Source organism: Streptomyces sp. NPDC051561 (assembly GCF_044454195.1).
Taxonomy (GTDB): domain Bacteria; phylum Actinomycetota; class Actinomycetes; order Streptomycetales; family Streptomycetaceae; genus Streptomyces.
In genome coordinates this window covers 215,618-240,896 of sequence record NZ_JBITDM010000004.1, presented here as the reverse complement: position 1 = coordinate 240,896, position 25,279 = coordinate 215,618, and the positions used below count along the sequence as shown (strand labels likewise).

The 25,279-nt window shown below is 69.9% G+C and carries 27 protein-coding genes; 17 read left to right on the top strand and 10 right to left on the bottom strand.

Annotation, left to right across the window (positions count from 1 at the left end):
• Positions 1 to 155: 155 nt before the first annotated feature.
• The gene (locus ACIA73_RS12020) at positions 156 to 935 is read right to left on the bottom strand and encodes a GntR family transcriptional regulator (protein ID WP_399438305.1); all 780 of its coding nucleotides are present in this window, start codon (positions 933 to 935) and stop codon (positions 156 to 158) included.
• Between the two features lie 17 nt (positions 936 to 952).
• Here ACIA73_RS12020 and ACIA73_RS12015 point away from each other — a divergent pair, with 17 nt between their 5' ends.
• Positions 953 to 1,420, top strand: coding sequence for an NUDIX hydrolase (locus ACIA73_RS12015; RefSeq protein ID WP_399438304.1), 468 nt, complete (start codon positions 953 to 955; stop codon positions 1,418 to 1,420).
• A gap of 286 nt (positions 1,421 to 1,706) precedes the next feature.
• Here the strand turns inward: ACIA73_RS12015 and ACIA73_RS12010 are convergent, their stop codons facing one another.
• The 3 genes from ACIA73_RS12010 to ACIA73_RS12000 form a co-directional block, all read right to left on the bottom strand.
• Positions 1,707 to 3,230 carry an ATP-binding protein gene (locus ACIA73_RS12010; protein WP_399438303.1) on the bottom strand — a complete coding sequence of 508 codons (1,524 nt, stop codon included), beginning with the start codon at positions 3,228 to 3,230 and terminating at the stop codon, positions 1,707 to 1,709.
• 265 nt (positions 3,231 to 3,495) lie between these two features.
• Positions 3,496 to 4,323, bottom strand: a complete 828-nt coding sequence (locus ACIA73_RS12005) for a lysostaphin resistance A-like protein (protein ID WP_399438302.1) — start codon at positions 4,321 to 4,323, stop codon at positions 3,496 to 3,498.
• Positions 4,324 to 4,561: 238 nt separating this feature from the next.
• On the bottom strand, positions 4,562 to 5,884 hold the full coding sequence (locus ACIA73_RS12000) for an NAD(P)-binding domain-containing protein (RefSeq protein ID WP_399438301.1): 1,323 nt from the start codon (positions 5,882 to 5,884) through the stop codon (positions 4,562 to 4,564).
• A 113-nt stretch (positions 5,885 to 5,997) separates the two neighbouring features.
• Here ACIA73_RS12000 and ACIA73_RS11995 point away from each other — a divergent pair, with 113 nt between their 5' ends.
• Complete coding sequence (locus ACIA73_RS11995; protein ID WP_399438300.1) at positions 5,998 to 6,360, top strand: ArsR/SmtB family transcription factor; 363 nt, start codon at positions 5,998 to 6,000, stop codon at positions 6,358 to 6,360.
• Positions 6,357 to 6,851 carry a GNAT family N-acetyltransferase gene (locus tag ACIA73_RS11990; RefSeq protein WP_399438298.1) on the top strand — a complete coding sequence of 165 codons (495 nt, stop codon included), beginning with the start codon at positions 6,357 to 6,359 and terminating at the stop codon, positions 6,849 to 6,851. Before ACIA73_RS11995 ends, ACIA73_RS11990 begins: the two co-directional genes overlap by 4 nt.
• Before the next feature lie 50 nt (positions 6,852 to 6,901).
• On the opposite strand, the gene arsB is transcribed toward ACIA73_RS11990, so the two are convergent.
• Positions 6,902 to 8,002 (bottom strand): ACR3 family arsenite efflux transporter, encoded by a 1,101-nt coding sequence (arsB, locus tag ACIA73_RS11985; RefSeq protein ID WP_399438297.1) that lies wholly within the window; start codon positions 8,000 to 8,002, stop codon positions 6,902 to 6,904.
• Here arsB and ACIA73_RS11980 point away from each other — a divergent pair.
• The 7 genes from ACIA73_RS11980 to ACIA73_RS11950 all read left to right on the top strand — a co-directional run bounded on the left by ACIA73_RS11980 (position 7,996) and on the right by ACIA73_RS11950 (position 14,491).
• Positions 7,996 to 8,799 (top strand): alpha/beta fold hydrolase, encoded by an 804-nt coding sequence (locus tag ACIA73_RS11980; RefSeq protein WP_399438582.1) that lies wholly within the window; start codon positions 7,996 to 7,998, stop codon positions 8,797 to 8,799. The genes arsB and ACIA73_RS11980 overlap by 7 nt on opposite strands.
• Positions 8,800 to 8,885: 86 nt before the next feature.
• The gene (locus ACIA73_RS11975) at positions 8,886 to 9,470 is read left to right on the top strand and encodes a TetR/AcrR family transcriptional regulator (protein WP_399438296.1); all 585 of its coding nucleotides are present in this window, start codon (positions 8,886 to 8,888) and stop codon (positions 9,468 to 9,470) included.
• A gap of 97 nt (positions 9,471 to 9,567) precedes the next feature.
• The gene (locus tag ACIA73_RS11970; RefSeq protein WP_399438294.1) at positions 9,568 to 10,914 is read left to right on the top strand and encodes an MFS transporter; all 1,347 of its coding nucleotides are present in this window, start codon (positions 9,568 to 9,570) and stop codon (positions 10,912 to 10,914) included.
• A 25-nt stretch (positions 10,915 to 10,939) separates the two neighbouring features.
• The gene (locus tag ACIA73_RS11965) at positions 10,940 to 11,698 is read left to right on the top strand and encodes an SDR family NAD(P)-dependent oxidoreductase (RefSeq protein ID WP_399438293.1); all 759 of its coding nucleotides are present in this window, start codon (positions 10,940 to 10,942) and stop codon (positions 11,696 to 11,698) included.
• A 55-nt stretch (positions 11,699 to 11,753) separates the two neighbouring features.
• Complete coding sequence (locus tag ACIA73_RS11960; RefSeq protein ID WP_399438292.1) at positions 11,754 to 12,014, top strand: DUF6243 family protein; 261 nt, start codon at positions 11,754 to 11,756, stop codon at positions 12,012 to 12,014.
• 172 nt (positions 12,015 to 12,186) lie between these two features.
• On the top strand, positions 12,187 to 13,479 hold the full coding sequence (locus tag ACIA73_RS11955) for a pyridoxal-phosphate dependent enzyme (protein ID WP_399438291.1): 1,293 nt from the start codon (positions 12,187 to 12,189) through the stop codon (positions 13,477 to 13,479).
• Between the two features lie 76 nt (positions 13,480 to 13,555).
• Positions 13,556 to 14,491, top strand: coding sequence for a sulfurtransferase (locus ACIA73_RS11950; RefSeq protein ID WP_399438290.1), 936 nt, complete (start codon positions 13,556 to 13,558; stop codon positions 14,489 to 14,491).
• Between the two features lie 76 nt (positions 14,492 to 14,567).
• On the opposite strand, the gene ACIA73_RS11945 is transcribed toward ACIA73_RS11950, so the two are convergent.
• The gene (locus ACIA73_RS11945) at positions 14,568 to 14,744 is read right to left on the bottom strand and encodes a hypothetical protein (RefSeq protein ID WP_399438288.1); all 177 of its coding nucleotides are present in this window, start codon (positions 14,742 to 14,744) and stop codon (positions 14,568 to 14,570) included.
• A gap of 82 nt (positions 14,745 to 14,826) precedes the next feature.
• Entirely contained in the window at positions 14,827 to 15,939 is a 1,113-nt protein-coding gene (locus ACIA73_RS11940; RefSeq protein WP_399438287.1) for a DUF2382 domain-containing protein, read from the bottom strand.
• Between the two features lie 379 nt (positions 15,940 to 16,318).
• On the opposite strand from ACIA73_RS11940, the gene ACIA73_RS11935 reads away from it, so the two are divergent.
• A complete protein-coding gene (locus ACIA73_RS11935) occupies positions 16,319 to 18,730 on the top strand; it encodes an ATP-binding protein (protein WP_399438286.1) in 2,412 nt (803 codons plus the stop codon).
• Positions 18,731 to 18,769: 39 nt separating this feature from the next.
• Here ACIA73_RS11935 and ACIA73_RS11930 read toward each other — a convergent pair whose 3' ends face one another.
• Positions 18,770 to 18,913 carry a hypothetical protein gene (locus tag ACIA73_RS11930; protein ID WP_399438285.1) on the bottom strand — a complete coding sequence of 48 codons (144 nt, stop codon included), beginning with the start codon at positions 18,911 to 18,913 and terminating at the stop codon, positions 18,770 to 18,772.
• A gap of 195 nt (positions 18,914 to 19,108) precedes the next feature.
• Here ACIA73_RS11930 and ACIA73_RS11925 point away from each other — a divergent pair, with 195 nt between their 5' ends.
• The 3 genes from ACIA73_RS11925 (at position 19,109) to ACIA73_RS11915 (ending at position 21,145) form a co-directional block, all read left to right on the top strand.
• On the top strand, positions 19,109 to 19,630 hold the full coding sequence (locus ACIA73_RS11925; RefSeq protein ID WP_399438284.1) for a hemerythrin domain-containing protein: 522 nt from the start codon (positions 19,109 to 19,111) through the stop codon (positions 19,628 to 19,630).
• A gap of 193 nt (positions 19,631 to 19,823) precedes the next feature.
• Positions 19,824 to 20,225 carry an ATP-binding protein gene (locus tag ACIA73_RS11920; RefSeq protein ID WP_399438283.1) on the top strand — a complete coding sequence of 134 codons (402 nt, stop codon included), beginning with the start codon at positions 19,824 to 19,826 and terminating at the stop codon, positions 20,223 to 20,225.
• Positions 20,226 to 20,359: 134 nt separating this feature from the next.
• Positions 20,360 to 21,145 carry a GAF domain-containing protein gene (locus ACIA73_RS11915; RefSeq protein WP_399438282.1) on the top strand — a complete coding sequence of 262 codons (786 nt, stop codon included), beginning with the start codon at positions 20,360 to 20,362 and terminating at the stop codon, positions 21,143 to 21,145.
• 64 nt (positions 21,146 to 21,209) lie between these two features.
• Here the strand turns inward: ACIA73_RS11915 and ACIA73_RS11910 are convergent, their stop codons facing one another.
• Positions 21,210 to 21,563 carry a hypothetical protein gene (locus tag ACIA73_RS11910; RefSeq protein WP_399438281.1) on the bottom strand — a complete coding sequence of 118 codons (354 nt, stop codon included), beginning with the start codon at positions 21,561 to 21,563 and terminating at the stop codon, positions 21,210 to 21,212.
• Between the two features lie 85 nt (positions 21,564 to 21,648).
• Positions 21,649 to 22,626 (bottom strand): LLM class F420-dependent oxidoreductase, encoded by a 978-nt coding sequence (locus tag ACIA73_RS11905; RefSeq protein ID WP_399438280.1) that lies wholly within the window; start codon positions 22,624 to 22,626, stop codon positions 21,649 to 21,651.
• Positions 22,627 to 22,807: 181 nt separating this feature from the next.
• Here ACIA73_RS11905 and ACIA73_RS11900 point away from each other — a divergent pair, with 181 nt between their 5' ends.
• The 3 genes from ACIA73_RS11900 to ACIA73_RS11890 all read left to right on the top strand — a co-directional run bounded on the left by ACIA73_RS11900 (position 22,808) and on the right by ACIA73_RS11890 (position 25,133).
• Positions 22,808 to 23,305, top strand: a complete 498-nt coding sequence (locus tag ACIA73_RS11900; protein ID WP_399438279.1) for a cation:proton antiporter regulatory subunit — start codon at positions 22,808 to 22,810, stop codon at positions 23,303 to 23,305.
• 22 nt (positions 23,306 to 23,327) lie between these two features.
• A complete protein-coding gene (locus tag ACIA73_RS11895) occupies positions 23,328 to 24,602 on the top strand; it encodes a cation:proton antiporter (RefSeq protein ID WP_399438278.1) in 1,275 nt (424 codons plus the stop codon).
• A gap of 75 nt (positions 24,603 to 24,677) precedes the next feature.
• Positions 24,678 to 25,133 (top strand): tellurite resistance TerB family protein, encoded by a 456-nt coding sequence (locus ACIA73_RS11890; protein ID WP_399438277.1) that lies wholly within the window; start codon positions 24,678 to 24,680, stop codon positions 25,131 to 25,133.
• The last annotated feature ends 146 nt before the right edge of the window (positions 25,134 to 25,279 follow it).

The following is a 25,279-nucleotide window of genomic DNA, read 5'->3' as shown; positions in this document are numbered from 1 at the left end:
AGGGCCCACCGACCGACAGAGCGCAGAGCTCTACAGGTCTCCAACTCCTATACTCATGTGCAGGAGTTACGTTCATCAGAGTGCCCAACTCCTGTACATGAGTCAAGCCGCCGCGAAAGATTCCTTCGCGACGGCTCGTACGAACTGGCGGTCCGTCAGTCCCCAGCAGGGATGCGGTAGTCGAGAACGAACTGGTCAGCGGCCATGATGGTGTCGCACACCTCGACCACCCGCCCCGCTTCGGATTCCGCGCTTCGCGTCAGGTGGATGACCGGAGAACCAGGGCTCAGGGCAAGGGAGCCGATCTCCTGCTTCGTGGCGAGCCTCGCGCGGACGGTCTCCGTGAACTCCTTCAGGGTGTGTCCGTTGTCCTCCAGGCGCGCATAGATCCCGCCGCCGCCCGGATTCTCCTCGAACAGCTCCGGGATGTCCTTCGCGATGTCCCACGGCAGGTAGGACGTGGCTTCCTCGGTGGGTGTGCCGTCGCTGAAGTACAGCCGGCGGCGCGAGAGAACCTTGGTCCCAGGGTCGACCCCGAGACGTTCAGCGATCTCGCCCGTCGCGTCGGCGGGCCCTACGTAAAGGACCGTGACGCCCGGAGTCTTTCCTGCCTGCTCGGACTCAGCCAGGTACGCCGCCTTGCCCGCCCGGCGGTGTGACCGCCGAAACCGGTCAGAGGACTTGCGCCTGACGGGAGGCTGGCTCTTCACGAACGAGCCCTTGCCGTGGAGCGTATCGATCAGCCCCGTGGGACGGAGTTCGGCGACGGCTTTCCGCGCTGTGCCCTGGGAGACCCCGTAGCGGCTCATCAGCTCGGACTCGCTGGGTACCTTCTCCCCAGGAGCGAGCACACCCGCTTTGATCTGCTGCGCGAGGTCTTCCGCGATCTGTAGGTACCGTGGTTTGCCGGAATCCTTAGAGGCTGTGATCCCCATGTCCTTCTGTTCCTCCTATGCTCATATACATGAGTAACGCTACCCAGGAAGGTGCGCCCATGTCGCTCCACTCGGTGTCGGTGGCGGGCGTAGTCGTCCGCGAAGACGGCCGGGTCCTTGTGATTCGACGTGCCGACAACGGAGCCTGGGAGGCTCCGGGGGGCGTCTTGGAGTTGGATGAACGCCCGGAGGACGGCGCCGCTCGCGAAGTACTGGAAGAGAGCGGCGTCAAGGTCGACATCGTTCGCCTCACTGGCGTGTACAAGAACATGGAGCGCGGTGTGGTCGCGCTCGTCTTCCTGTGTCGACCGGTGGGCGGGCAGGAACAGACCTCCAGCGAGTCGGTCGACGTCCGGTGGTTCACCCCGGACGAAGTCCGCAGCCACATGGTGGAGGCGTACGCAGTGAGGGTCTTGGACGCCCTGAAAAGCGGCGCCGCTCCGGTCCGCGCACATGATGGCCAACGCCTGCTCAGCGGTGAGTGATTGCCGCTCGGACACCCTTGTCGGGCGCACCACTTGCGCACCACTTGAGGCGGTCACTCGCGGTCAATACCGGTAAACGGACCCGATGCATGCCCTCCCCCATCCGGCGGATACCAACAGGTCAGACGGCGAGAATCCTAGATCCAACCCAGGATTCCCAAGCTCAGAGCGCGAGTTCGATTCTCGTCACCCGCTCCACCGCAAACCCCCAGGCCGGCGGCCCGGGGGTTCTTTGTTGTCTAGACCGCATCAGGCGCCGCGCGCCCGCGCCGCACCCGGCGCCCGGTCAATGGAGCGGTGCGCGGAACGCCCCTCCGTAGAGCTCGTCGAGACCGATGAGCAGCACACCATCCTCGCCCTGCACTCCGCGCGACACCTCACGTCGCAACGAGTCGCTGAAGCCGGCCGCGCTGAAGCAGGCCAGCTGACATCGGCTGGTGTCCATGCCTCGCGAGGTGAGGACCTCTCGTGCCCGAACCAGCCTCTCCAGGTGACTCACCCCCATGACGGTTCCCCATTTCGCCTCTCCGAGCAGGTGGACCGCTTGCTTGCTGCCCCCGGATCCGGGTTCCACCACGGCCACGTCGATCTGCGTCTGCCGCCGTGCCACAGGGTCCGTCACCACGCCACCGCCCACCTCCCCCAGGGAGGAGCGGAGCAGGGCCCGGCCCGGCCCGAGGATGTACTCGCGGCAAACAGTCTCGAAGTGCGGTCCGGCCACCTGCGCCGCGAAGCGTTCCGCGGACTGCGCCCACACCTCTCGCGCCTGCCCGCTTTCCAGCCGTGCCCAGGCGGGCCGCATGACCGCCTCGTAGAAATTGATCAGCGGCTCGGTGATTCGGTACTGGGACTTCCCGGCGCGGAAGACGTCCGCTTCCCGCGCCAGGAGGTGACTGTCCTCCAGGACGTGGAGGGGGTGCGAGATGTCCACCGACTTACGGCCGATGTACCCGGCGATCCCTCCCCGGGTGGAATTCCCTTGCGCCACCGCAGCAAGGACCGAGTGGTACAAGGCCGTGTCCCGGATGTCCGCTTCCTCGGCGAGCAGGTACCGGGCTTCTCGGAAGAGAGGACTGAAGGGCGAGAGGACCGTACGGCAGATCCAGTCGTCGAACTCCTCCAGCCTGGTGGGGACGTCGTCCGCGAGGAACTGCCGCCGGTAGGCAGGTGTACCGCCGAGCACGGCATGGAGACGTGCCGCGAGCGCGGGGTCGTCGGCGACCCCCCAGAATTCAGCCGCCGCCCGGTACCCGAAGGGCCGTACGACAAGCTCCAGTTGCGCCCGCCCCCGCAAGGGGGCAGTACTCGCCAACAGTCCGCCCATGACGGACATCGCCGACCCGCACAGCAGAAGCCGCATCCGGCTCTGCTCAACCTGGAACCGGTCGACCTCCCGCTGGATTATCGACGGAAGCTCCGGAGCGGTCTTCGCCAAGTACGGAAATTCATCGATGACCACAAGCAGTGGCCCCTGAGAACTTCGCGGCGACGCCAGCCCGAACAGGTAGGAGATCGCGTCGTCCCAGGTGGCAAAGGAGAAGGGAACCGGCGACCCCACATGATCGGCAAGAGCCGCGGCGAACTGGCGCAGGGATTCCGTCTCCGTCGCCGCCGTGGCTCCGAAATAGAAGCCCCCCTGCTGCTCCACCAGAGCGCGCAGCAAGTAGGTCTTGCCCATCCGCCGCCTGCCGCTGACGATCCCGAGCATGGCGTGCGGCAGCGGCCGGCTCACGAAGGCGGCGAGGGCGTCCCACTCGACGCTCCGGTCGAAGACATGGGCCGGCTTGGTCGGGTGTGCGGAACCAGACACGAAGGAACTCCTTAGGAACGTACTCCTATGGAGTGTACTCCTCAGGATTGCGGCTGTACGCGAGTACCTCCAGGCGCCCATCACCCCAGGTCAGAGGCCATTCACAGGCCGAAGCGCAGGGTGATTCCCAAGCTCAGGGCGCGAGTTCGATTCTCGTCACCCGCTCCACGACGAACCCCCAGGCCAGTGGGCCCGGGGGTTCTTTGTTGGCCGGCGCATTCGGGAATCGTGCACCGTCTCCGTGCTGCCCGGCCCTTGGCAGGTCCTAGGCGGTTCCCGGCCGCGTGGCCGGGGGCTGGGGGGCGGCGTTCTGGTTGCGGTTCGTGGGTTCGATCGAGCGGCGCTTGACGAGCACGAGGACGATCAGGACGACCTGGAGCAAGATCGGCAGGATCATGCCGGGGGATGTCTTCGGGTCCGGGCCGACGGTGTTGGAGAGGAGGCTGAAGTCCCACAGGCCGTGGACGAGCATCGGGAGGAGGAGGGTGCCCCCGACGCGCAGGCAGAGGTAGAAGAAGTAGCCGGAAGTGGAGACGATCACGGCCTGGAAGATCGCCTGGGTGCCCTCGCCGAAGGCGTTGCTGAGGTGGACGGCGCCGAAGACCACGGAGGACCAGAGGGCGACCTTGCCTTCGCTCAAGCCGGCGCGCTTGAAGACCTGCACGCCGATGCCGCGGAACATCAGTTCCTCGCCGATGCCGACGAGCAGAGTCATCGCGAGCAGGCTCAGGACGAGGGAGAGCGGCTGGTCGGCGAGGTTGGGGTAGTTCACCGCGAGGACGGCGACGACGAGCATGGAGATCGGCACGAAGCGCACCCAGCGCCGCACCGGCACGCGGTAGGCCATGACGCTGCCCCACCAGCCGAGCCAGGTCACCAACGCCGCACCGAAGAGGACCGAAAGGCCGATCGGGAGCACGCCGTTGCGGATGACCGACGCGGCGGTCGGGAACTGGCTGTCGCCTTCGCTCCGGTCAACGCCGATGAGTGCGCCAAGCCCTTGGAGGATCACGAGGTAGACGACGGCCACGACCAGGAACCACGGCCAGGTCAGCCGGCGACCGGCCGGGGCGGGGGACGGTTGTGCGGCCATGGACGGGCTCCTCGCGGTGCGGCGATGGTGTCACCCGTGTGTACGTGCGGGCGATCACATGTTCGCATAGTTCGCGAAAACGAATGATGACTACACCAAGTCGTCCAAATGGGGATGGAAGGCGGTCGCGGTCGGACAACAGGGGTCCATGCGGGTGCCGACGAGCCTGCCGAATGAGTGCACCAGAGCACGTTTCCCCAGGTCGTGGACCCGGGGGATTCTTCTTTGTCGAGACCTCTCACGATCCGCAGCAGCCGCCGGCGTCGCCCTGTTCCGTTGCCGGGGCGTCGAAAAGTCCGGCGCCGCCGCACACTCCCGTTTCGGGCAGGGTGAGTTCGACCCGGTCGGCGGACTCGGCGTCGCCCGCGAGGGCGGCGGCGATGGAGCGGACCTGCTCGTGGCCGGTCATGGCGAGGAAGGTCGGGGCGCGGCCGTAGGACTTCATGCCTACGAGGAACACGCCGGGTTCGGGGTGGGAGAGCTCGCGGTGGCCGTGGGGGTAGACGGTGCCGCAGGAGTGCTGGTTGGGGTCGATCAGCGGGGCCAGCCCGGTGGGGGCCTGGAGGCGGTCGTCGAGGCCGAGGCGCAGTTCGTTCAGGAAGGTGAGGTCGGGGCGGAAGCCGGTGAGGACGATCACCTCGTCGACCGCCTCCAGGCGGCGGCCGTCCTCGGCGACCAGGACGAGGCGGCCTGCGCCGTCGCGCTCGAAGGCGCCCGTGCGGAATCCGGTGACGGCGTCGGCGTGGCCGTTGTCCACGGCGGCCTTGGCGGCGAGGCCGAGGGCACCGCGGGCGGGGAGCTGGTCGGCTTCACCGCCACCGAAGGTGCTTCCGGAGATGCCGCGACGCAAGACCCATACACCGTGAGTGCCGACACCGTCGTCGGTCGTCGCGAGGTCGGCGAGGTAGGCGAGTGCGGTGAAGGCGGAGGCGCCCGAGCCGATGACGGCGGTGCGCTTGCCCGCGTACCGGGCACGGACGGCCGGGCCCTTGAGATCGGGGACCCGGTAGGAAATGTGGTCGGCCGCCGCCTTCTCGCCGAGAGCGGGCAGGCCGCTGCCGCCGGCCGGGCTCGGGGTGCCCCAGGTACCGGAGGCGTCGACGACCGCACGGGCCAGTACGCGTTCCTCGGTGCCGTCGGGGTGGGTGAGGTGGACGACGAACGGCTGGGCTTCGCGGTCGGCGTCGACGACACGGTCGCGGCCTGTGCGGGAGACGCCGGTGACGGTGGCACCGGTGCGGACCTTGTCGCCCAGAGCGTCGGCGAGGGGCTGGAGGTAGAGAGTGGCCCAGTCGCCGCCGGAGGGGTAGGCGGCTCCGTCGGGGCGTACCCAGCCGGTGGGGGCGAGGAGCTTTTCGGCTGCCGGGTCGACGACTTCGGCCCAGGGGGAAAACAGCCTGACGTGCGCCCACTCCCGTACCGCTGACGCGGCGGTGGGTCCGGCCTCCAGGACGAGCGGCTCCAGGCCCTGCTCGATGAGCCGGGCTGCGGCGGCGAGCCCGATCGGCCCAGCGCCGATCACGACGACGGGCAGGGCTTCGGTGGCGGTAGGTGCGGTCACGGCAGACTCCCCTTGATTCGACAGTTGTCAATGTCTTGGCGGCTCCACCATGGCACCTTGTATCGATATCCGTCAACATAGACATTTGTCGAAGTCCCACGGATGATGGAGGTATGACGACCAAGGTGCTGCCGCTGCTGGAGCCGGAAGCTGTCACCCCCTGCTGCCCGCCCCTGTCCGAACGCCCGCTCACAGCCGAGGAGGCAGAGCGGACCGCCGTCATGTTCAAGGCGCTCGGGGACCCGGTGCGACTGCGGCTGTTCTCCCTGGTCGCCTCGCACGAGGGCGGTGAGGCGTGCGTGTGCGATATCTCCGATGTGGGGGTGTCCCAGCCGACGGTCTCCCACCACCTGAAGAAGCTCCGCGAGGCCGGACTGCTGGCCTCCGAACGGCGCGGGACGTGGGTGTACTACCGGGTCGAGCCGTCCGTCCTGGCCGCCATGGGCCAGCTCCTCACCCGCGCGGCCACCGCATGACCGTCCACGTCGTCCCGCTGACCGCCGCGCACGCCGACGAGGTCCTGGCGATCTACCAGGCCCGGATCGACGAGGGCAACGCCACCTTTGAGACCAGCGCCCCCACCTGGGAAACCTTCGACACCGCGAAACTCCCCGAGCACCGCTTCGCCGCGCTCGACACCGACGGCAAGGTGCTGGGCTGGGCCGCCGCCACCGCTGTCTCCGACCGCTGCGCGTACGCGGGCGTCGTGGAGCACTCCGTCTACGTCCACCCCGGCACCCGCGGGCGAGGCATGGCCGGCCAGCTCCTGGCCGCCCTGGTGGAGTCGACGGAGGCGGCTGGAATCCGGACGATCCAATCCGGGATCTTTCCCGAGAACACCGCCGGCCTCGCCGTCCACGCGCGGGCCGGATTCCGGGTCATCGGCACCCGCGAGCGCATCGGCCGCCATCACGGGGTCTGGCGGGACCTAGTGCTGCTGGAGCGGCGGAGCCCCTCCGTTTCCTGACCCGGCTTGTCCGCCGGGCCGCCTCGGCTCGCGGATCTCATCAGGACCCGTCAGGAGGCCGTCGTCACCGCGCCGGGGGTGAACTTCCTGCGCCAGGCGAGCGCGACGTACACGAGGCCGATCAGTACGGGGACTTCGATGAGCGGTCCGACCACACCGGACAGGGCCTGGCCGCTGGTGACGCCGAAGGTGGCGATGGCGACCGCGATGGCCAGCTCGAAGTTGTTGCCCGCCGCGGTGAACGCCAGTGTGGCCGTGCGGTCGTAGGCAAGTCCCAGGCCCTTGCCCAGGAGGAAGGTGCCGAAGAACATCACGGCGAAGTACGCCAGCAGGGGGAGCGCGATCCGGACGACGTCCCAGGGCTGGGAGGTGATCGTCTTTCCCTGGAGGGCGAAGAGGGTGACGATCGTGAACAGCAGCCCGTACAGGGCCCACGGTCCGATCTTCGGCAGGAACTTCGCCTCGTACGCCTCGCGGCCCATCCTCCGCTCGCCGATGCGGCGGGTGAGGAACCCGGCCAGCAGGGGGATGCCGAGGAAGATCACGACGTTGAGGGCGATCTGCCAGACGGAGACGTCGAGGCCCTGACCGTCGCCCAGGCGCAGCCAGCGGGGCAGCAGGTCGAGGTAGAACCAGCCCAGCAGCCCGAACGCGAACACCTGGAAGACGGAGTTGAGGGCGACCAGGACGGCGGCGGCCTCCCGGTCGCCGCAGGCGAGGTCGTTCCAGATGATGACCATCGCGATGCACCGGGCCAGCCCGACGACGATCAGGCCGGTGCGGTACTCCGGCAGGTCCGGCAGGAAGATCCACGCGAGGGCGAACATCACGGCGGGGCCGATGATCCAGTTGATGACCAGTGAGGAGACCATCAGCTTCTTGTCGCTGGTGACACGGTCCAGCTTGTCGTAGCGGACCTTGGCGAGGACCGGGTACATCATCACGAGCAGGCCGAGCGCGATCGGCAGGGAGATCCCGCCGATCTCGATCTTCGCGAGCGCGTCGTTCATCCCCGGGACGAGGCGCCCCAGTCCGAGACCGACGGCCATGGCGAGCAGAATCCACACGGCGAGGTAACTGTCGAGGGTGGAGAGCTTCTTGACGACCGACGCCTCACCGGGCGGCGCTGTGGTGGGGTCCGTGGCTGCCATCAGCAGGCCCGCTTGTTCTGGGCGGCGCCGCGAGCAGACGCGGCGAGGGCCCTGCACTGGTTCTCGTCCACGGCACCGGATCGGCCGGTGCCGCTCTCAACTGGGGGCAGACCGCACCCCGGTTCGCCCCGTTCCGCACGGTGATCACTCCTGATCTGTCCGGCACCGACGCGACCGTCGACGACGGCGCCCCGCTGACCGCCGAGGGTCTCGCCGCCCAGGTCATTGCTGTTGTTGAGGACGCGGGGGCCGGCCCGGTCGACCTGCTGGGCTTCTCGATGGGCGCCTCCGTCGCCGCCACCGTCGCCGCCCTGCGGCCGGACCTGGTGCGGCGGCTGGTGCTCGTCGCGGGCTGGGCGCACACCGACAGCGACACGTACCTGCGCAGTCTGTTCACTCTCTGGCAGGACCTCGGCGTCTCCGACCCCGCCGCCTTCGGCCGGGCGGTGGCGATGACCGGCTTCAGCCGCGGGTTCCTCAACTCCCTCGGCCGCGACGCGTTCGAGGGGCTCGTCTCGAACATGCCGCCCAGCGCGGGCACTCTGCGGCACGTGGACTACGACCTGCGGGTGGACATCCGGCCCTGGCTGCCCCGCATCGAGGCCCCCACGCTCGTGATCGGAGGCACCCAGGACATCACCGTCCCGATCGAGCACAGCCGCGCCCTGCACGCCGCGATCGTGGGGAGTTCCTACGCCGAGGTGGATGCCGGCCACGTCATGCTCTTCGAGCAGGAGGACACCTTCGTCAAGCTCGTGACCGACTTCATCGAGAGCGCCGTCCTGGTCGGCGGGTGAACGACAGTCTCCAGCTGCTCCGGGGATTCGCATGTGGCGGGCGGGGTTTATTGACCGATCGTTCTGGATTGGATTAGGGTCTTGGTGTGGCCAGGACCAAGGAATTCGATCCGGATGCCGCGTTGCAGGCAGCGCTTGAGCTGTTCTGGCGGCGGGGGTACGAGGCGACGTCGATGGCTAACCTTGTCGAGCATCTCGGCATCGGCCGGGCCAGCATCTACGCGACCTTCGGCAATAAGCATGAGCTGTACTTGAAGGCCGTGGACCGGTACTCCGGCGAGCGGGATCCGCTGCTGCTCACCGAGTTGTCGCAGCCGGGCTCCGCGTTGCCCGCGGTGCGGGCCGTGGTGCGCCGTTTCGCCTCGGAGGCCGCCTCGCCCAGGCATCGGCTGCATGGTTGCCTGATCACCAACACCGCGGCAGAGCTGGCCCCGCACGACCCGGCGGCGGCTCGGCGGGTCGAGATCAGCTGGGAGCACTTCGAGACCTTGCTGCACTCCGCGCTCGTACGGGCTCAGGCACAGGGTGAGCTTCCCGAGGGCCGTGATCCCCGGGCGCTGGCCCGCATGCTGCTCGTGCTGATGCAGGGGGTGCGGATCGTCGGCAAGGCGTCCGACGACCCCGCCCGGGTGCGGGACGCGACCGAACAGGCGCTCAGCCTGCTGGGGTGAATCACCCTCGCCGGGGGTTGAGAGCGTTGGCCCGGAGCTTTGGATGGTCTCTGGCGTGTCCGAATAATGGAACGATCGGTCAAATATGGGGAGGGTAATGACCGCCGAAAGATTCGGCCGCGACGTCCCTGTGCGGCACCGTTACGCCTTCGCGCTGCTCGGCAGCATCCAGGTCACGCTGATCTTCACGCTCTCCGCAATCGCCGTACCGCTGCCTCGTATCGGGCGCGAATTCGCTCTGGAGCGGGCCGACTTGATTCTGCTCAGTGCCGCGTACGGGCTGACATTTGCCGGGCTGTTGCTCTTCGGGGGGCGTCTCGCCGACCGTTACGGCGGGCGACGCGCCCTCGCCGCGGGTCTCGTGCTCTTTGCGGCTGCTTCGGCCGCCGCCCCGTTCGCTCCCGGCATCGGGGCGCTGGTCGCGGCTCGCTTCGCGCAGGGCGTCGGGGCGGCCATTGTGGCGCCCGCCGCGATGGCGGTACTGCGTGTCAGCTTTCCCGGCCCCGACGCGTATCGCAGGGCGATGGCCACCTGGGGCGGGCTCTCCGTGCTCGGGGCCACCGCCGGCAATCTGCTCTCCGGGGTCATCCTGTCGGTGCTCTCGTGGCGTTGGACGTTTGCCGTGCCGGTCGTTGTGGCGGTCGCGGCACTCGGCTTCACGGCGCGGTTGCTGCCGCCCACGGCTGAGAATCGGGGCAGGGCGCTTGACCTGCGGGGGGCTCTGCTCGCGACCTCCGGGATCACGCTCGCCAGTTACGGGCTCGTGGTCACCGAGAACCGGTCCTGGCCGTCGGGCGGTGTTCTCGTGCCGCTGCTCGGGGGGAGCGCGCTGTGCGCCGCGTTCCTGTACGCCGAGCAGCGCGCCCGCGACCCGCTGCTGCCGAGCCGGTTCCTGGTCGACCGGCGGCGCGCTCCCGCCCTCACGGCGATCGCGCTGAGTGCCTGTGCGACCTCGATGACCTTCGTGGTCCTCTCGCTCCACCTCCAGCAGGCACGCGGCTGGTCACCGCTGCAGACCTCGGCCGCCTTCGTGCCGTTCGCTCTCGCGCTGATCGTCTCGGGCCGGGCGGCAGGGCCGCTGATCATGCGGTACGGGGCCCGGGCCGTGACGACCGCCGGGCTCGGCACCGGCGCGGCCGGGCTCGCTCTCCTGGCCTGCACCGGACTCGATGCGCACACGCCGTACGCCCAGGGACTGCTGCCGGGCCTCGTGCTGTTGGCGGCCGGCGCAGGGGCTTCCTTCGGGGGAGCGGCGGTGCTCGCTGTCGAAGGCGTACCGCAGGAGCAGACCGGGCTCGCGGGCGGTGTGCTGAACAGTGCCATGGAGCTCGGCCCCACCGTCCTGTTCGCCGTGCTGCTCACGCTCGGCAGCGACGGCCTCTCTCTCGGCGCGACGGGGATCGCCCTTGCCGCCGTCGCCCTTGTGAACCACAGGTCCAAGTAGTCACTCGATCAAAGGAATTGATGAGATGAACCGCTTCACTGGCAAGACCGTGCTCGTCACCGGCGCGGGATCCGGCCTCGGACGTGCGATCGCGATCGCCTTTGCCGTCGAAGGCGCGTCCGTGGTCGTCGCGGGCCGCACCGCGGCCTCCCTGGACGAGACGGTCGGCCTCATCGAGGCGGACGGCGGCACGGCTGTCGCAGTCACCGCCGACGTGACCGACTCCGGTCGGCTCCGGGACCTCGTACAGGCGAGTGTCAGCCGTTTCGGCGGGCTCGACATCGCGGTCAACAACGCCGGGATACTCCGCGGCACCGTACCTGCCGGGGACGTGAGCGAGGAGGACTGGGACGCGGTGCTGCGGACCAATGTCACCGGTGTCTGGCTGGCCATGAAGCACGAGATCGCGCACATGAAGGAGAACGGTGGTGGAGTCATCGTCAACATCTCCTCCAACCTCGGTGCACACCAGCGCATCCCGAACGCCGCCGCGTACATCACCTCGAAGGCAGCCGTCTCCGCACTGACCCGGGCCGCCGCTCTCGACCACGTCCACCAGGGCATTCGCATCAACGCCGTCAGCCCCGGCGCGTCCGCCGCACCCATGTCGCTGCGGCCGGGCGAGACCGAGGCCGACCGCACCGAGCGGATGAAGTCGGAGAACCCGCTGGGCCGGCTCGCGCAGGCCGAGGAAGTGGCGGCCGCGGTGCTCTACCTCGCCTCGCCCTTGGCCGGTGCGACGGTCGGCACGGACCTGGTGGTCGACAGTGGGTCCTCGGCCTGACGGCGAATGGCACCAGGCGAATGCGGGGTCCGCGGAACCGGGTAACGTCCTTGTCATGACCGTGAGCAAGAACATCAACAACCCCGTGGGCCAGGGCGGCGGCCAGCGCAAGCGGCAGTCGCGTGCCGAGCGGCAGGACAACGGTCCGCACCGCAACCTCGACCGCAGGAGCGCCGCCGACCAGAAGGCGGAGCTGGTGCGCAAGATGCGCGAGAAGGCGGGTGTGGCTGGAGGTGCGGCAGAGAGCGCAGCGGACGGTGCGGCCGAGGGTGCCGAGGGTGCTGGGCAGACCGGCGGCGAGACCGCACAGAGCTGACGCACAGCCCGGTCCTGGCCTGGCCTGACCCGGCCAGGCCAGGGCCGGGCCATCACCGCCCAGCCCGCCCGCCCCCGCCCAGGCCAACGCAGCCCAGGCCGTACCTGCCCAGGCCAACCCCAGCCGGGCCATCCCCGCCCAGGTCGCCCCCGCCCTGCCTAGACTCCGGCACATGTCGATCTCCGCGTCCGCCCTGCCGCCCGAGTCAGCCGCCCCGACCGACCCGCACGCGCCTGTGCTCCCCCTCTCCTCCTCCCCCTCCCTGGCGCTGGCGCAGCGCTCGCTCGGGGATGCGGAGGTGACGTATCCGCTGTGGCCGCCGTTGACGCGTGGGTGTCCTCGGACGAGTACGGCGCAGGTCTCGTATCCGGTGGAGGTGGCGTACGACTACGCGCGGGTGCCTGCCGATTTCCTGGACGGGGGCGGGCGGAAGGGTGTTCGGGGGCTCGATCGGTGGGCACCGCTGCTGCCTCCGTTGCTGGCGCCGGGGCTCGGGGAGGGGGCTACGCCGCTGGTCGAGATCGAGGGCGGGGTGTTTCTCAAGGACGAGTCGCGCAACCCGACGTGGAGTCACAAGGACCGGTTGAACCGGGTCACCGTGAGCGCGGCGCTCGGGGCGGGTGCTCCCGGGGTGGTGGTCGCGTCGTCCGGTAATCACGGGGCTTCGGCGGCGGCGTACGCGGCTCGGGCGGGATTGCGTTGTGTGGTGCTCGGGTCGGCCGGGATGCCGCCCGCGGTGGCTTCCTTCCTCGACGCCTACGGGGCCGTGGTGCTTCCGGTGCCGAGTGACGAGCGGTGGCCGTTGACCGAGCGGATCGTGGAGGAGTTCGGGTTCCATCCGGTCAGCAACCTCACGCCGTTCCACACGGGCAGCGCGTTCGGGCCCGAGGGGTACAAGACCGTGGCGTACGAGATCGTCGCGGACATCGGCGCACCGGGGGCCGTGTTCGTGCCGACCGGGTACGGGGAGCTGCTCTTCGGTATCGGGAAGGGGTTCGGCGAGCTGTACGACCTCGGGCTCATCAACCGGATTCCGGCCCTCTACAGCTGCGAACCGGCCACCGGAGGGCCGCTCGCCTCCGCCGTGCGGCAGGGGGTGCCGGTGACGCGGGTGGAGGTGGGCGCGACGGACGCGTACGGCATCAACTGTCCGGTGAACAGCTTCCGGGGTGTGGTGGCCATCGAGCGGAGTGGCGGACGGGCACTGGTGCTTGATGACGGTCAACTACGGGCCGCGCAGGCCGAATTGGCGGGGCAGGGGATGTGGGTGGAGCTGTCGGCGGCGGCCGGGCTGGCGGGGTTGCGCGAGCTGGCAGGGGAGGTCGAGGGGCCGGTGGTGTGCGTGTCCACGTCCAGTGGGTTCAAGGATGTCCACACGGGGGCGGGACAGGCCCCGGCAGCGGTGGATCCGTCGTGGGAGTCGGTCAGGGAGCGCCTGGTGGAGGCGGGTATCGGGGCTGGCTGAGGGAGAGCTGCCTTCGATTGGCAGGCGGCAAGGACGCCGGTAGCGTCTCTCTCACGTCGAATGGGGGGAGCGGGTCATGACTAGAGGTACGGGGGCTGCGGGTACGGGGCTCTGGGTGTCGGAGGAGTCGTTTACGCAGCCACTGGTGACACCCGAGTGGCTGGCGGGGCAGTTGGGGCGGGCGGGGCTGGTGATTCTGGACGCGTCGGTGGGGAAGGACCGGCTTCGTGGGCCGTGGATTCCTGGGGCGCGGATCTTCGACATCGACGGGGAGATGTCGGCGCACGGGGACGGGCTGCCGCCGCACACCATGCCGGAGCCGGGCCAATTCCAGGCTTCCGTAAGGAATTTGGGGATCGACAGGGACACCTGTGTGGTCGTGTACGACGCGGCCGGGATCTACTCCAGCGCCCGGGCGTGGTGGATGCTGCGCGCGATGGGGCATCGGCGGGTCGCCGTACTGGATGGTGGGCTTCCGGCGTGGCTGGATGCGGGTCTGCCTGCGGTGGAGGCGCCCTACGTGCCGGATGACGGACGCCCGGACCACCCCGATACCGACTTCACCGCGCGCCCGGTGGAGGGGGCTTTCGTCGGGAGTGACGAGGTGCGGGAGGCCCTGGAGGCGGGTGGGGCCGTAGATGGGGTCGGGGCTGGGGCTGCGGCTGGGCCCGTGGTGATGGATGCGCGGAGTCGTGGGCGGTTCGCGGGTACGGAGCCTGAGCCGCGCGCGGGGCTGCGTGGGGGGCACATGCCGGGGTCGGTGAATCTGCCGTTCGGCGAGTTGATGGGTGCCGGGGGGCGGATGCGGCCGGAGGAGGAATTGCGAGCCGTGTTCGGTCAACTGGCCGAAGAGCAGCGGACGTTGATCGTGAGCTGCGGGTCCGGGGTGACGGCGTGCGTGCTGGCGCTGGGGGCGGAGATCGCCGGCTACCGGGAGGTGTCGGTGTACGACGGGTCGTGGAGCGAGTGGGGACGGGAAGGGGCGGAAACGCCGGTGGCGTCTGCCCCGTAAGCCAAAGTCCAGAACCCCGAACTCACAGCCCAGAGCTCGGAGCTCACAGCCTCAAGCCGACTCCGGACAAAGGGACTCAGCTGCCGCTGCCGCTGCCGCCGTCACCGTCGCCCGAGCCGTTCGACCTCGATCCGCCGAGCAGGGGGCGCTTCTTCTTCCGGTTCCCGCTCAGCAGGATAGTGACGAGCTCGGCGAGGCCGGACAGGGCGACGAGGGCCATGCGGCCGAGGCGACGGGGCCTTGAGATGGACATACGGCCAGATTAGGCGGACGGCGGGTGCGGGCCCCAGAGGGGACCCGCACCCGCCGTCGTTCACTTCCGGCGTCCGCGCCACTCAGCGCTTCGAGTGCCGTCCGCCGCCCAGCCCGTCGCCGTCCTCGGAGTGCTTGCTCCGGGTGCCGCCGTCATCGGCGTACTTCGCCCGGACGCCCTCGTCGAACTCGAACTGTTCCTTGCGGACCTGGCCCGAGAGCTCCTGCTGCTCGGTCACCTTGTAGACCTCAATGCGCACCCGCTCCACCGGGACGGTCTCCTTGCTCATGACCGCGCGCTCCTCGTGGAGGACCACCTCGACCTGACCGTCGGCGATGTTCGCGCCGGTGCGGTTGACCCTGCGCTCCTCGTCGGTGATCGGGACCCGGCTGACCCGGACCTCCTCGTGGCTCACCTCGACCGACTTGGTGACGTCCTCCGTCACCACCCGCTTGCGGAGCTGCGCACGACCGCTCTCGTGCTCCTCCTTGGAGACGTTCAACCGCTCCTCGGATATGACCATTTCCTCGAACTGGCCCTTGGTGCCCGTGGTTCCGGGGGCCGAACGGCCCGCGTCGAGGTCCGCCGCACCGCGCGACGGCGCACCCGCACCGGCCAGGGTGCGCGCACCCGTGCCCGCGTCGGCCGAGGAAGTGGCCGACGACTTCGCGGCCGCACCGGACGCCGCCAGTCCGCCGGCGACGCCCGCTGCTCCCGCCGCACCTCCCGCGGCGGCCATCTTTCCGGTGTCGGCCATGCCCGCGCTCGCCGCGCCGCCCGACCCGGCCACGTCCGCGACGCCCGCCGCGTAACGCCCGGTCGCGTTGCGGTCCGCCATGCCGCGGCCCGTGTCCCCCGGGCCCGACATGCCGTAGTGCTGGTAGAGCGCGCCCTCTTCCGAGCGGTCCAGATGACCGTCGACGTCGATCCTCGGCGCGTCCTTGATCACGTCCTTGGCGTGCGGAACCCGCACGCCGTTGTCGGTGCGGGTCGCACCGGCCAGCGGCACGAACGTTTCCTTGGTGCCGAACAGCCCGGTCCGGACCGTGACCCACTCCGGTTCCCCGGTGGTGTCGTCGCGGTAGACCTTCTGCACGGCTCCGACCTTGTTGCCCTCGGCGTCGACCACATTCGCGCCGGAGAGCTCCTCGGGGGTGTAGCCGCCCGATTCGGGATGGATGTTGGGAGAGGTCATGGGCTTCTCGTCTCCTTTCGCGCAGCACCGTTTGGTGCGGTGCCCGTTGCGCATACGTCCACAGTGCGCACGCCCCCCGGCAGGTCCGCGACCGCAGTGATCGTCCCGGGGCCGCCTCCCGTACGGGCCGCGCGCCGCTCCGAGGCCGTACCCCCGCCGCAGCACGGCCTTAGCAGGCCCACCGCACCTCATTGGGCAGCTTCCGCGCCGCGTACTCCGTTCGGGTGAACCACCGGAGGCGGGCGGTCTTGCCCGGAGCCGTCACCAGCTGCCACCGTGCGGTCGTGACGCTGACACGTGCTGCCCTAACGCGCCACACTGGTACGCACATTGAGCTGGACAGAGCTGCACACATGGAGAACCGCGTGTGGGGGGCGACATGGCATTCGGCTACACCCGACGCACCGGCACGCTGCCCGTCGAAGTGACCGGCTTCGTCGGACGGGTCTCGGAGCTTGAGCACGTACGTGAGCTGCTGCGCACCTCGCGGCTGGCCACGCTGACCGGCCCGGGCGGGGTCGGCAAGAGCCGCCTCGCCCTGCGCACCGCACTGTCCCTGAAGGGGGAGTACGACGACGGGGTCGTCCTCGTCGAACTGTCCGCCCTGCACGATCCGGAGCTGCTGCCCGGCGCGGTGGCGAGCGCGCTGGGGCTGCCCGAGCAGTCGGGGCGGGTGATGCTCGACGTGGTGGTCGCACATCTGGAGGACCGGCGGGTCCTGCTCGTCCTCGACACCTGCGAGCACCTGCTCGACGCGTGTGCGCTGCTCACCGATCTGCTGCTGCGCGAGGCGCCGGGGGTGACCCTGCTCGCCACCAGCCGTCAGCCCCTGGACGTGCCGGGTGAACACACCCTGGCCGTACCGCCGTTGGACGACGAGGACGCGATCGCGCTGTTCGCCCAGCGGGCGGCGGCCGTGGTCCCCGGCTTCGCCCTCACCACGGAGAACCGGGCCCACGTACTGGCCCTGTGCCGCCGCCTGGACGGCATCCCGCTCGCCATCGAGCTGGCCACGGTACGGCTGCGGGCGCTGCCCCTCGATCAGCTGGCGGCCCGCCTGGAGCACCGCTTCCAGGTGCTGACCGGCGGCCGGCGCAGCGCGGCACTCCCCCGCCACCAGACACTGCGCACCGCCATCGACTGGAGTCACGACCTGTGCTCGCCGCAGGAGCGGCTGCTGTGGTCGCGGCTCTCGGTGTTCGCGGGCTCCTTCGACCTGACGGCGGTCGAGGAGGTGTGCGCGGACGAGGAGGACAGGGAGGAAGGGCCCGGCGCGCCCAGAGAGCCGGGCAGGCACGGCGGAGAAGGCAGCGGGCTTGCCGGGGAGGAGATCCTGGAGCATCTGATAGGCCTCGTCGACAAGTCCGTGGTGCTGCGGGACGGGGACGAGGACGCCCGCTACCGGCTCCTCGACACGATCCGCGAGTACGGTGCCGACCGGTGCGGCGACGCCGAGCGCGAGCGCTGCCGCAGACGTCACCGGGACCATTACCTGGCCAGGGCCTCGTACTTCTTCGAGATGCTGCTGACGGCCGAACAGGTGCCGCTGTACTGGCAGTTGCACCGCGACCTGGCGGACATCCGCAGCGCGCTGGACTATTCGCTGTCGCGGCCGGACGGGGTGCGCTCCGCGCTGGTCATAGCGGCCCGGCTGTGGCCCTTCTGGTCGACGGCCGGGCTGCTCGGGGAGGGCCGGTACTGGATGGACAAGGGGCTGGCGCTGGACAGCGGGATCTCCAGGGAGCGTTCGCAGGCGCTGCTGTGGAACAGTCTGCTGGCCGTCATGCAGGGCGACATCGGCCCGGCGCAGGAGGGGTTCCAGGAGACGGTGCGGGTCGCGGCGGAGTGCGGTTCCGAGCTGGACGCGGTGCTGGCCCGTGGTTATCTCGGCGGCATCGCCTGGCTGATGGGCGACGAGGAGGGCGGCCGCCGCAGTCTGGCGGAGGCGCTGGCCGGACACCAGCGGATCGGCGACCCGCTGGGGCTGGTCGTGCACCACTACCAGAGCAGTTACGTCCAGTCGCTGATACGGCGCTCCGACGACGCCACCGCGCACGCCGAGGAAGCACTGCGGCAGATCGCGCTGGCGCCCGGCGGCGGGGTCGGCGAATGCATGATCACCGGCCAGCTCCTCGGCATCAAGGGACTGGCCGCCTGGACGCGCGGCGACACCGGAGAGAGTGTGCGGCTGGTCCGTGAATCACTGCGCGCCAGCGGGGAGTTGCGCGACTCCTACGCCACCACCAACTCCCTGGAACTGCTGGCCTGGGGCTCCGCCGAGACCGGAGCCGGCCGGATGGCCGCCTGGCTGCTGGGCACCTGCGGCGAGCTGTGGAGCAAGATCGGCTCACCGATGTTCGGGCTGGCGATCTACGAGGACGACCACTCGCGGGTGGAGGTGGGGCTGCGAAAGGCGCTGGGCGAGTCGGAGTACCGGCTGCTGTACGAGCAGGGGGCGCAGCTCTCCATCGATCAGGCGGTGGAGCTGGCGCTGGCCGGGGCGGCCCGGCCGGGGCGGGCGGCGGGAAGCGGGGACCGGGTGCCGTCCGTGGACCAGCTGACCCGGCGGGAGCGGGAGGTCGCGGGGCTGGTGTCGGCGGGGCTGACGAATCGCGAGATCTCGGAGCGGCTGGTGATCTCCAAGCGGACCGCGGACGCGCATGTGGAGCACATTCTGGCGAAGCTGGGGTTCTCCTCGCGCACCCAGATCGCGGCGCTGGCCGGGGCGTCGGAGGCGGGACCGGGAGCGGGGGACCTGGGGGCGGAGTGGCCGGGGCGGCCCACTGAGTGAGCGGTGGCCGGGGCCGCCCAGTGAGTGAGCGGTGGCCGGTCAGTCCTTCTCGGGTGGGGTGGTCGGGCCGCGCCGGGCCGCGACGCTCAGGGCGGCCACCACGAAGACGAGGGCCAGCACCACCTGCCCGCCGACGGGCAGCTCGGGGTGGTTGGCGGCGAGGGCAACGTCTGCTGCGTTCATGCCCCCCGTGTGCCCCGCCCACGGGGCGGCGAACGTCGGCAGCCGGAGAGTCCTCCCTCCGGGGGACCACCGCCCGGCGCGTTGACCGCTCGGGCGCACCGGGGCCTCCGGGCGCACCGGGCCGGGGCCTCCGGGGCGCGGAGGCATTCGGGTGTACGGGGCAATGGTCGCGGCTCAACGGGGCAAAAGGGCTGCATGACCACGAAACAGAACAGCACCAGCAGCAGCTCCGCCTCCTCCGACGTCGTCGAGCTGATCCTCAAGGACCACCGGAGGATGGAGGACCTGCTGCGGAGGATGCGCAGCGTCGAGGCCGACCGTGCCGGTGCGCTCGCCGAGTTCGCCAACCGGCTGATCGCCCACGCGCAGGCGGAGGAGGCCGAGGTCTATCCGGCCCTCAAGCGGTACAAGAAGATCGACGACGAGGAGGTCGAGCACGGCGAGGAGGAGCACGCGGAGGGCAATGCCGCGCTGCTGGCGCTGATGGAGGTGGACGAGGTCGGCTCCGACGCGTGGGACCAGAAGCTGGAGGACCTCTCCGAGGCGATCTCGCACCACACCGACGAGGAGGAGCGCACCATCCTCAACGACGCCCGGCTCAACGTGACCGACGAGCGCAGGGCGGAGCTCGGCGCCGCGTTCACCGAGGAACGGGACCGGCTTCTCGAAGCGGGGGCCGGCAGCATCGACAACGTACGGAAGATCGTCAGGAAGTAGCTGTTTCGACATCTCTGACCTGCGGTTTTCCTGTCGTTTCCGAATTCTTTCCGGCAGCGCGAAATTCCTATGACTGAAAGTGCGCTTTGGGGGAAAGCGCGACAGCAGAGCACACCGGGCATCACGGGGGACGTCAGGTGTCCAACACAGACGGGTGGTGCGAACGGTGCGCGAATCGACGATGGCTGTGGCAGTGACCATTCCCTTCAGTGCCAGTGCGACGTACGACGGTGAGCCCGGCACGATCGGGGAGGCGCGGGACTTCGCAGCGGACTTCCTGATACGTGCCGAGGCGCTGCACGGCGTCTCCGTTTCCGGGCGCACGTCGGGCACCGTCAAGCTGGTCGTCAGCGAGCTGGTCACCAACGCCGCGAAGTACGCCCCTGGCCCCTGCCTCATCGACCTGGCCATCGACCGGGACACCCTCAGGATCACCGTGTGGGACACCGACACCAGCCTGCCGACGCCCGGATCACCCGACCCCGAGCGGATCGGGCAGCACGGACTCGAACTGGTCCTTGCGCTGTGCAGCAAGTACGACATCCAGCGGCTGGCCGGCGGCAAGCGGGTCCGGGTGCACCTTCCGCTGGACTGAGCGGGCCGTGCACGGGTCCCGACTACTCACGCAGTCCCCGCTACTCACGCAGTAGGGGCGCGAGCGAAGCGGCGTACGCCCGTACGGTGCATCCGGTCCGGTTGGTACGGGCCTCGGCCGGGAACCCGTCTGCCATGCGTAACGACCACGGCAACCCCCCGCACCAAGACCCGCCGGACCCCGACGGCACCTCCGGGCTGCCCGACCCCGAGTCCGGCTGGATTCAGGGGTCCGTGGCGCGCACGGTGCTGGCCGCCGCGGACGCGGAGCCCGATCCGGGGCGGATTCCGAAGGTGCTGTGCCGGACGATCCGTGAGGGCATGACCGTGGACGGCTGCTCGATGTCCTTCTTCACCGAGTCACCGAACCGGCAGCTGGTGTGTGCCTCCAACGAGGTGGCGCTGCGGCTGGAGCGGGTGCAGTTCGAGACGGCGGAGGGGCCGTGTGTGTCGGCGGCGGCGACCGGTGAGGTGGTCGCGGTACGCGATCTGCACCATCACTTCCCCACGCCGTGGCCGGTGTTCAGCAGCAGGGCGGTGGAGGAGCTGCCGGACGTGGGGGCGGTGTACGGGTTCCCGCTGACCTTCGGGACGCATGTGATGGGCGCCATCGATCTGTACCGGCGGCTGCCGGGCGCGCTGACCGAGGAGGAGGTGGCGCGCGGCCGGGACGCGGCGGGGGCGGCGGCCCTCGTCCTGCTGGCCACCTACCACCGGATGCTCGCGGGCGAGGCGGTCCCGGTGTGGGAGCCGGAGGAGGTGATCCGTGCCCACTGGGCGGACGCGCATACAGCGGTCGGTGTGCTGGCGGCGCGGCGGGGAACTTCCCACCTGGAGGCCCTCGCCCATGTACGGGCACGGGCCTTCGGCAGCGGGAGGGCGGTGCCGGACGTGGTGCAGGAGATCCTCAGGGAGGCTTAGGGGGAGGCACCGCCCCAAGTGGGCTGCCGGGAACCGGAGTTCAGCGGCTGCGGTTCACAGGCTCTCAGCGACTGGTCAGCCGGAGCGAGAGCTCCTGCTCCTGGTCGCCCGCGGCCGTTCCCTCGTCCAGTACGGAGAAGGCCTCGGCCAGCAGCTTGCGCGCGGTGGCGACCTCGTTCGGGCCGCCCTGGAGCGTGACCGAGACCGGGCCGGAGAGGGCTTCCGAGGCGGTCGCGGCCGGGGCCGAGTCCTCCGGCACCTCGAAGACCGAGGTCCAGACCGTCGGCCCGGCGCCCGGCGTCTCCTGCGGTACGTCGCCCGGGCCGCGCTCCGAGGACGGGAAGCCCTCCGCCAGCGCCTGCAAGACGGTGCGGGCGTCCTGCGCGGGGCAGTCCGTGACAGTGACAGTGACCTTCATCAGGTGATCCATTCCGTTCCGTTGAATTACGTCGGACAGGCCGCGCACTCCGGCCGAAGCGGCGGGCCAAGCCGGTCGGGGCGCCTCACAACTCCCTTAGCGCGGGCAGCAGTTCCTTCTCCGCCCACTTCAGGTACGGCTCCTGGTGGTCGCCGCCGATCTGGACCAGGGCCACCTCGGTGAATCCCGCCTCCGCGTACGGCCGTACCGCCTCCACGAAGTCCTCCACGTCCGAGCCGCACGGGATCGTCCCGGCCACGTCATCGGGCCGCACGAACTGTGTCGCCCCGGCGAAACCGGCCGGCCCCGGCAGTTCCGAGTTGACCTTCCAGCCGCCGGCGAACCACCGGAACTGCTCGTGTGCGCGGGCCACCGCCGCGTCCCTGTCGGTGTCGAAGCAGACCGGCAGCTGGCCGACCCGGGGCTTGCCGGACCCGCCGTGCCGGTCGAAGGACTCGATCAGCTCGCCCTTGGCCTCGGTCGCGATCACCAGGTCTCCGAGCCGTCCCGCCAGTTCGCAGGAGCGTTCGCCGGAGACCGCGATGCCGATCGGTGGCACCGGGAACCCCTCGTCCTTCGGCAGGTCCCACAGCTTCGCGTTCTCGACGTCGAAGTGGGTGCCGTGGTGGTTGACGTTGCCGCCCGCGAAGAGCTCGCGGATGATCACCACGGCCTCCTCCAGCATTTCGAGCCGGACGTGGGCGGCGGGCCACCCGCCGCCCACCACGTGCTCGTTGAGGTTCTCGCCGGAGCCGAGGCCGAGCCGGAAACGCCCCTCGGACAGCAGCTGCACCGTGGCGGCCTTCTGGGCGACGACCGCGGGGTGGTACCGGGTGGTCGGGCAGGTCACATAGGTCATCAGCGGGATGCGCTCGGTGGCCTGCGCCGCTGCTCCCAGCACGCTCCAGGCGTACGGGGCGTGGCCCTGTTCCGCCAGCCACGGGAAGTAGTGGTCCGAGGTGACCGAGAAGTCGAACCCGGCTCGCTCGGCGCCCACGACGTGGCCGACGAGCGCACGGGGTCCGGCCTGCTCGGTCATCATCGTGTATCCGATCTGCACCATTCCGTTCGCCTCTCCGTGCATCACGCACTGAAACGTCTGAAACCCCCACGATCGCGATCACCCCACCCTGACACACACCTGCAAAGCCGGGCATCTTGGAGCGGAGTAAGGTAATGGAATCTTAAAGAAGATCACTTTTCGCTGCTCCGACACTTCGGTTCCCGCTTTTCAGGAGGACCCCATGGGGACACGCCGTTCCACCCTGCCCGGCATCGGCACCCAGTACGACTACACCACCGAGGGCGGACGACACGTCTCCGTCGTGGTGCACGACGACGGCCGGCGCTTCATCGGCTTCTACAGCCAGGAGGACCCGGACGCCTGCCAGACCCTCATCCCGCTGACCGCCCAGGAGGCGACCGCGCTGGCGCACCTCCTGGACGCCGCCCCCACCGACGCCGTCCGCACCGACGGCATCGACCTGGTCACCGAGCACATACCGGTGACCTCGAAGTCTCCGTACGGCGGAAAGCTCCTCGGCGACACCAAGGCCCGCTCACGCACCGGCGCCTCGATCGTGGCCGTACTGCGCCGCTCCAGCGCCCACCCCTCCCCCGAACCGGCCTTCCGCCTCGCCATCGGGGACACCCTCGTGGCGGTCGGCACCCGGCAGGGCGTGGACGACCTCGCCGAACTGATCGCGGGCGCCCCCAGCGGCGCGACGCTCGCCGACGACTGACCGGGCGGAGGACCAGAACACCGTGCACAACACCACCGCTCTCCTCATCGAGCTGGGCGCCATCATCCTGACGCTCGGCATCATCGGCCGGATGGCCGGGCGCATAGGCCTGTCCCCGATACCCCTGTACCTGCTGGTCGGACTCGCCTTCGGCCACGGCGGGCTGATACCGCTCGGCGCGAGCGAGGAGTTCACCGCCGTCGGCGCGGAAATCGGCGTCATCCTGCTGCTGCTCCTGCTCGGCCTCGAATACAGCGCCAGCGAGCTGGTCACCAGCCTCAAGACCCAGTACCCCTCCGGCATCGTCGACTTCCTCCTCAACGCGATCCCCGGCGCAGCCGCCGCCCTGATCCTCGGCTGGGGCCCGGTCGGCGCGGTCGCCCTCGCGGGCGTCACCTGGATCTCCTCTTCCGGCGTCATCGCCAAGGTGATGACCGACCTCGGCCGTCTCGGCAACCGCGAGACCCCCGTCATCCTCGGCGTCCTGGTCATGGAGGACCTGGCGATGGCGGTCTATCTGCCGCTGCTCACCGCGATGCTGGCGGGCGTCGGCTTCGCGGGCGGCAGCGTCACGCTGCTCATCGCGCTCGGCACGGTCGGTCTCGTCCTGTACGCGGCGCTGCGCCACGGCCGTCTGATCAGCCGCGCGGTGTCCTCGGACAACCCGGAGATGCTGCTCCTGGTGGTGCTCGGCCTGACCGTCCTGGTCGCGGGCCTCGCCCAGCAGCTCCAGGTCTCGGCGGCGGTCGGCGCCTTCCTGGTCGGCATCGCCCTCTCCGGCGAGGTCGCCGACGGCGCACACAAGCTGCTGGCGCCGCTCCGGGACCTGTTCGCCGCCGTCTTCTTCGTCTTCTTCGGCCTCTCGACCAATCCGGCGGCCATTCCGCCGGTGCTGGTCCCGGCGCTGATCCTGGCGGTCGTCACCACCGTGACCAAGATCGGTACGGGCTGGTACGCCGCCCGACGGGCCGGCATCGGGAAGAAGGGCCGCTTGCGGGCGGGCGGAACTCTCGTCGCTCGCGGGGAGTTCTCCATTGTGATCGCGGGACTCGCGGTGGCGACGGAACCGAGAATCGGGCCGCTGGCCACGGCGTACGTCCTGATCCTCGTCATCATCGGCCCGCTGGCCGCGCGCTGGACCGAACCTCTGGTCCTGCGACTCCAGGAGGGCGGCAAGCGCAAGCCGCCGTCCGGGCCCGCGTCACTGGAGGCGATGATCGCGGCGGAGGCGGGACCGCAGACGCACAGTCAGCAGACGCGGCCCCAGACGCACACCCAGTCGTCTTCGCCTCTTTAGAGCATCTTCACCCCACACCCTGTTAGGTTCTACAGGGTTGTAGATCTAGATACCCCCGGACGACGGAGACTCTTCATGGCCCTGTGGGACCGCTTCAAGGAAACCGCCTCTTCGATGCAGACCCAGCTGGAGTCGAAGAAGAACGAGCTGAAGAGCGGCTCGTTCCGGGACGCCAGCATGGCCATGTGCGCCCTGGTCGCGGCGGCCGACGGCTCCATCGACCCCGCCGAGCGTCAGCGCGTGGCAGCCCTGATCGGCTCCAACGACGTACTGAAGAACTTCCCCGCCGACGACCTCCAGCGCCGCTTCAACGACTACGTCGGCAAGCTGGAGGCGGACTTCGCGTTCGGCAAGGTGAGCGTTCTCCAGGAGATCGCCAAGGCGAAGAAGAAGCCGGCCGAGGCCCGCGCGGTCATCCAGATCGGCATCGTCATCGGCGGCGCCGACGGCGACTTCGACAAGGACGAGCAGGCCGTGGTGCGCGAGGCGTGCTTCGCGCTGGACCTGCCGCCGCACGAGTTCGACCTGTAGGCGGTAAGCAGTACGGAAGCGGGGGGGGGGGGGGGGGGGGGGGGGGCCCCGCCCCCCGCGGGGGGGGGGGGGGCGCCCCCCCCCCCGCCGCCCCGCGCGCCCGCCCCCCCCCCCCCCCCCCCCCCGCCCCCCCCCCCCCCCCCCCC

Excerpts from the sequence above, each read along its gene's own strand:
- ACIA73_RS12020 (WP_399438305.1), bottom strand. The coding sequence starts at position 935 with ATGGGGATCACAGCCTCTAAGGATTCCGGCAAACCACGGTACCTACAG.
- ACIA73_RS12015 (WP_399438304.1), top strand. The coding sequence starts at position 953 with ATGCTCATATACATGAGTAACGCTACCCAGGAAGGTGCGCCCATGTCG.
- ACIA73_RS12005 (WP_399438302.1), bottom strand. The coding sequence starts at position 4,323 with ATGGCCGCACAACCGTCCCCCGCCCCGGCCGGTCGCCGGCTGACCTGG.
- ACIA73_RS11995 (WP_399438300.1), top strand. The coding sequence starts at position 5,998 with ATGACGACCAAGGTGCTGCCGCTGCTGGAGCCGGAAGCTGTCACCCCC.
- ACIA73_RS11990 (WP_399438298.1), top strand. The coding sequence starts at position 6,357 with ATGACCGTCCACGTCGTCCCGCTGACCGCCGCGCACGCCGACGAGGTC.
- arsB (WP_399438297.1), bottom strand. The coding sequence starts at position 8,002 with ATGGCAGCCACGGACCCCACCACAGCGCCGCCCGGTGAGGCGTCGGTC.
- ACIA73_RS11970 (WP_399438294.1), top strand. The coding sequence starts at position 9,568 with ATGACCGCCGAAAGATTCGGCCGCGACGTCCCTGTGCGGCACCGTTAC.
- ACIA73_RS11965 (WP_399438293.1), top strand. The coding sequence starts at position 10,940 with ATGAACCGCTTCACTGGCAAGACCGTGCTCGTCACCGGCGCGGGATCC.
- ACIA73_RS11960 (WP_399438292.1), top strand. The coding sequence starts at position 11,754 with ATGACCGTGAGCAAGAACATCAACAACCCCGTGGGCCAGGGCGGCGGC.
- ACIA73_RS11955 (WP_399438291.1), top strand. The coding sequence starts at position 12,187 with ATGTCGATCTCCGCGTCCGCCCTGCCGCCCGAGTCAGCCGCCCCGACC.
- ACIA73_RS11950 (WP_399438290.1), top strand. The coding sequence starts at position 13,556 with ATGACTAGAGGTACGGGGGCTGCGGGTACGGGGCTCTGGGTGTCGGAG.
- ACIA73_RS11945 (WP_399438288.1), bottom strand. The coding sequence starts at position 14,744 with ATGTCCATCTCAAGGCCCCGTCGCCTCGGCCGCATGGCCCTCGTCGCC.
- ACIA73_RS11940 (WP_399438287.1), bottom strand. The coding sequence starts at position 15,939 with ATGACCTCTCCCAACATCCATCCCGAATCGGGCGGCTACACCCCCGAG.
- ACIA73_RS11935 (WP_399438286.1), top strand. The coding sequence starts at position 16,319 with ATGGCATTCGGCTACACCCGACGCACCGGCACGCTGCCCGTCGAAGTG.
- ACIA73_RS11930 (WP_399438285.1), bottom strand. The coding sequence starts at position 18,913 with ATGAACGCAGCAGACGTTGCCCTCGCCGCCAACCACCCCGAGCTGCCC.
- ACIA73_RS11925 (WP_399438284.1), top strand. The coding sequence starts at position 19,109 with ATGACCACGAAACAGAACAGCACCAGCAGCAGCTCCGCCTCCTCCGAC.
- ACIA73_RS11915 (WP_399438282.1), top strand. The coding sequence starts at position 20,360 with ATGCGTAACGACCACGGCAACCCCCCGCACCAAGACCCGCCGGACCCC.
- ACIA73_RS11910 (WP_399438281.1), bottom strand. The coding sequence starts at position 21,563 with ATGAAGGTCACTGTCACTGTCACGGACTGCCCCGCGCAGGACGCCCGC.
- ACIA73_RS11905 (WP_399438280.1), bottom strand. The coding sequence starts at position 22,626 with ATGGTGCAGATCGGATACACGATGATGACCGAGCAGGCCGGACCCCGT.
- ACIA73_RS11900 (WP_399438279.1), top strand. The coding sequence starts at position 22,808 with ATGGGGACACGCCGTTCCACCCTGCCCGGCATCGGCACCCAGTACGAC.
- ACIA73_RS11890 (WP_399438277.1), top strand. The coding sequence starts at position 24,678 with ATGGCCCTGTGGGACCGCTTCAAGGAAACCGCCTCTTCGATGCAGACC.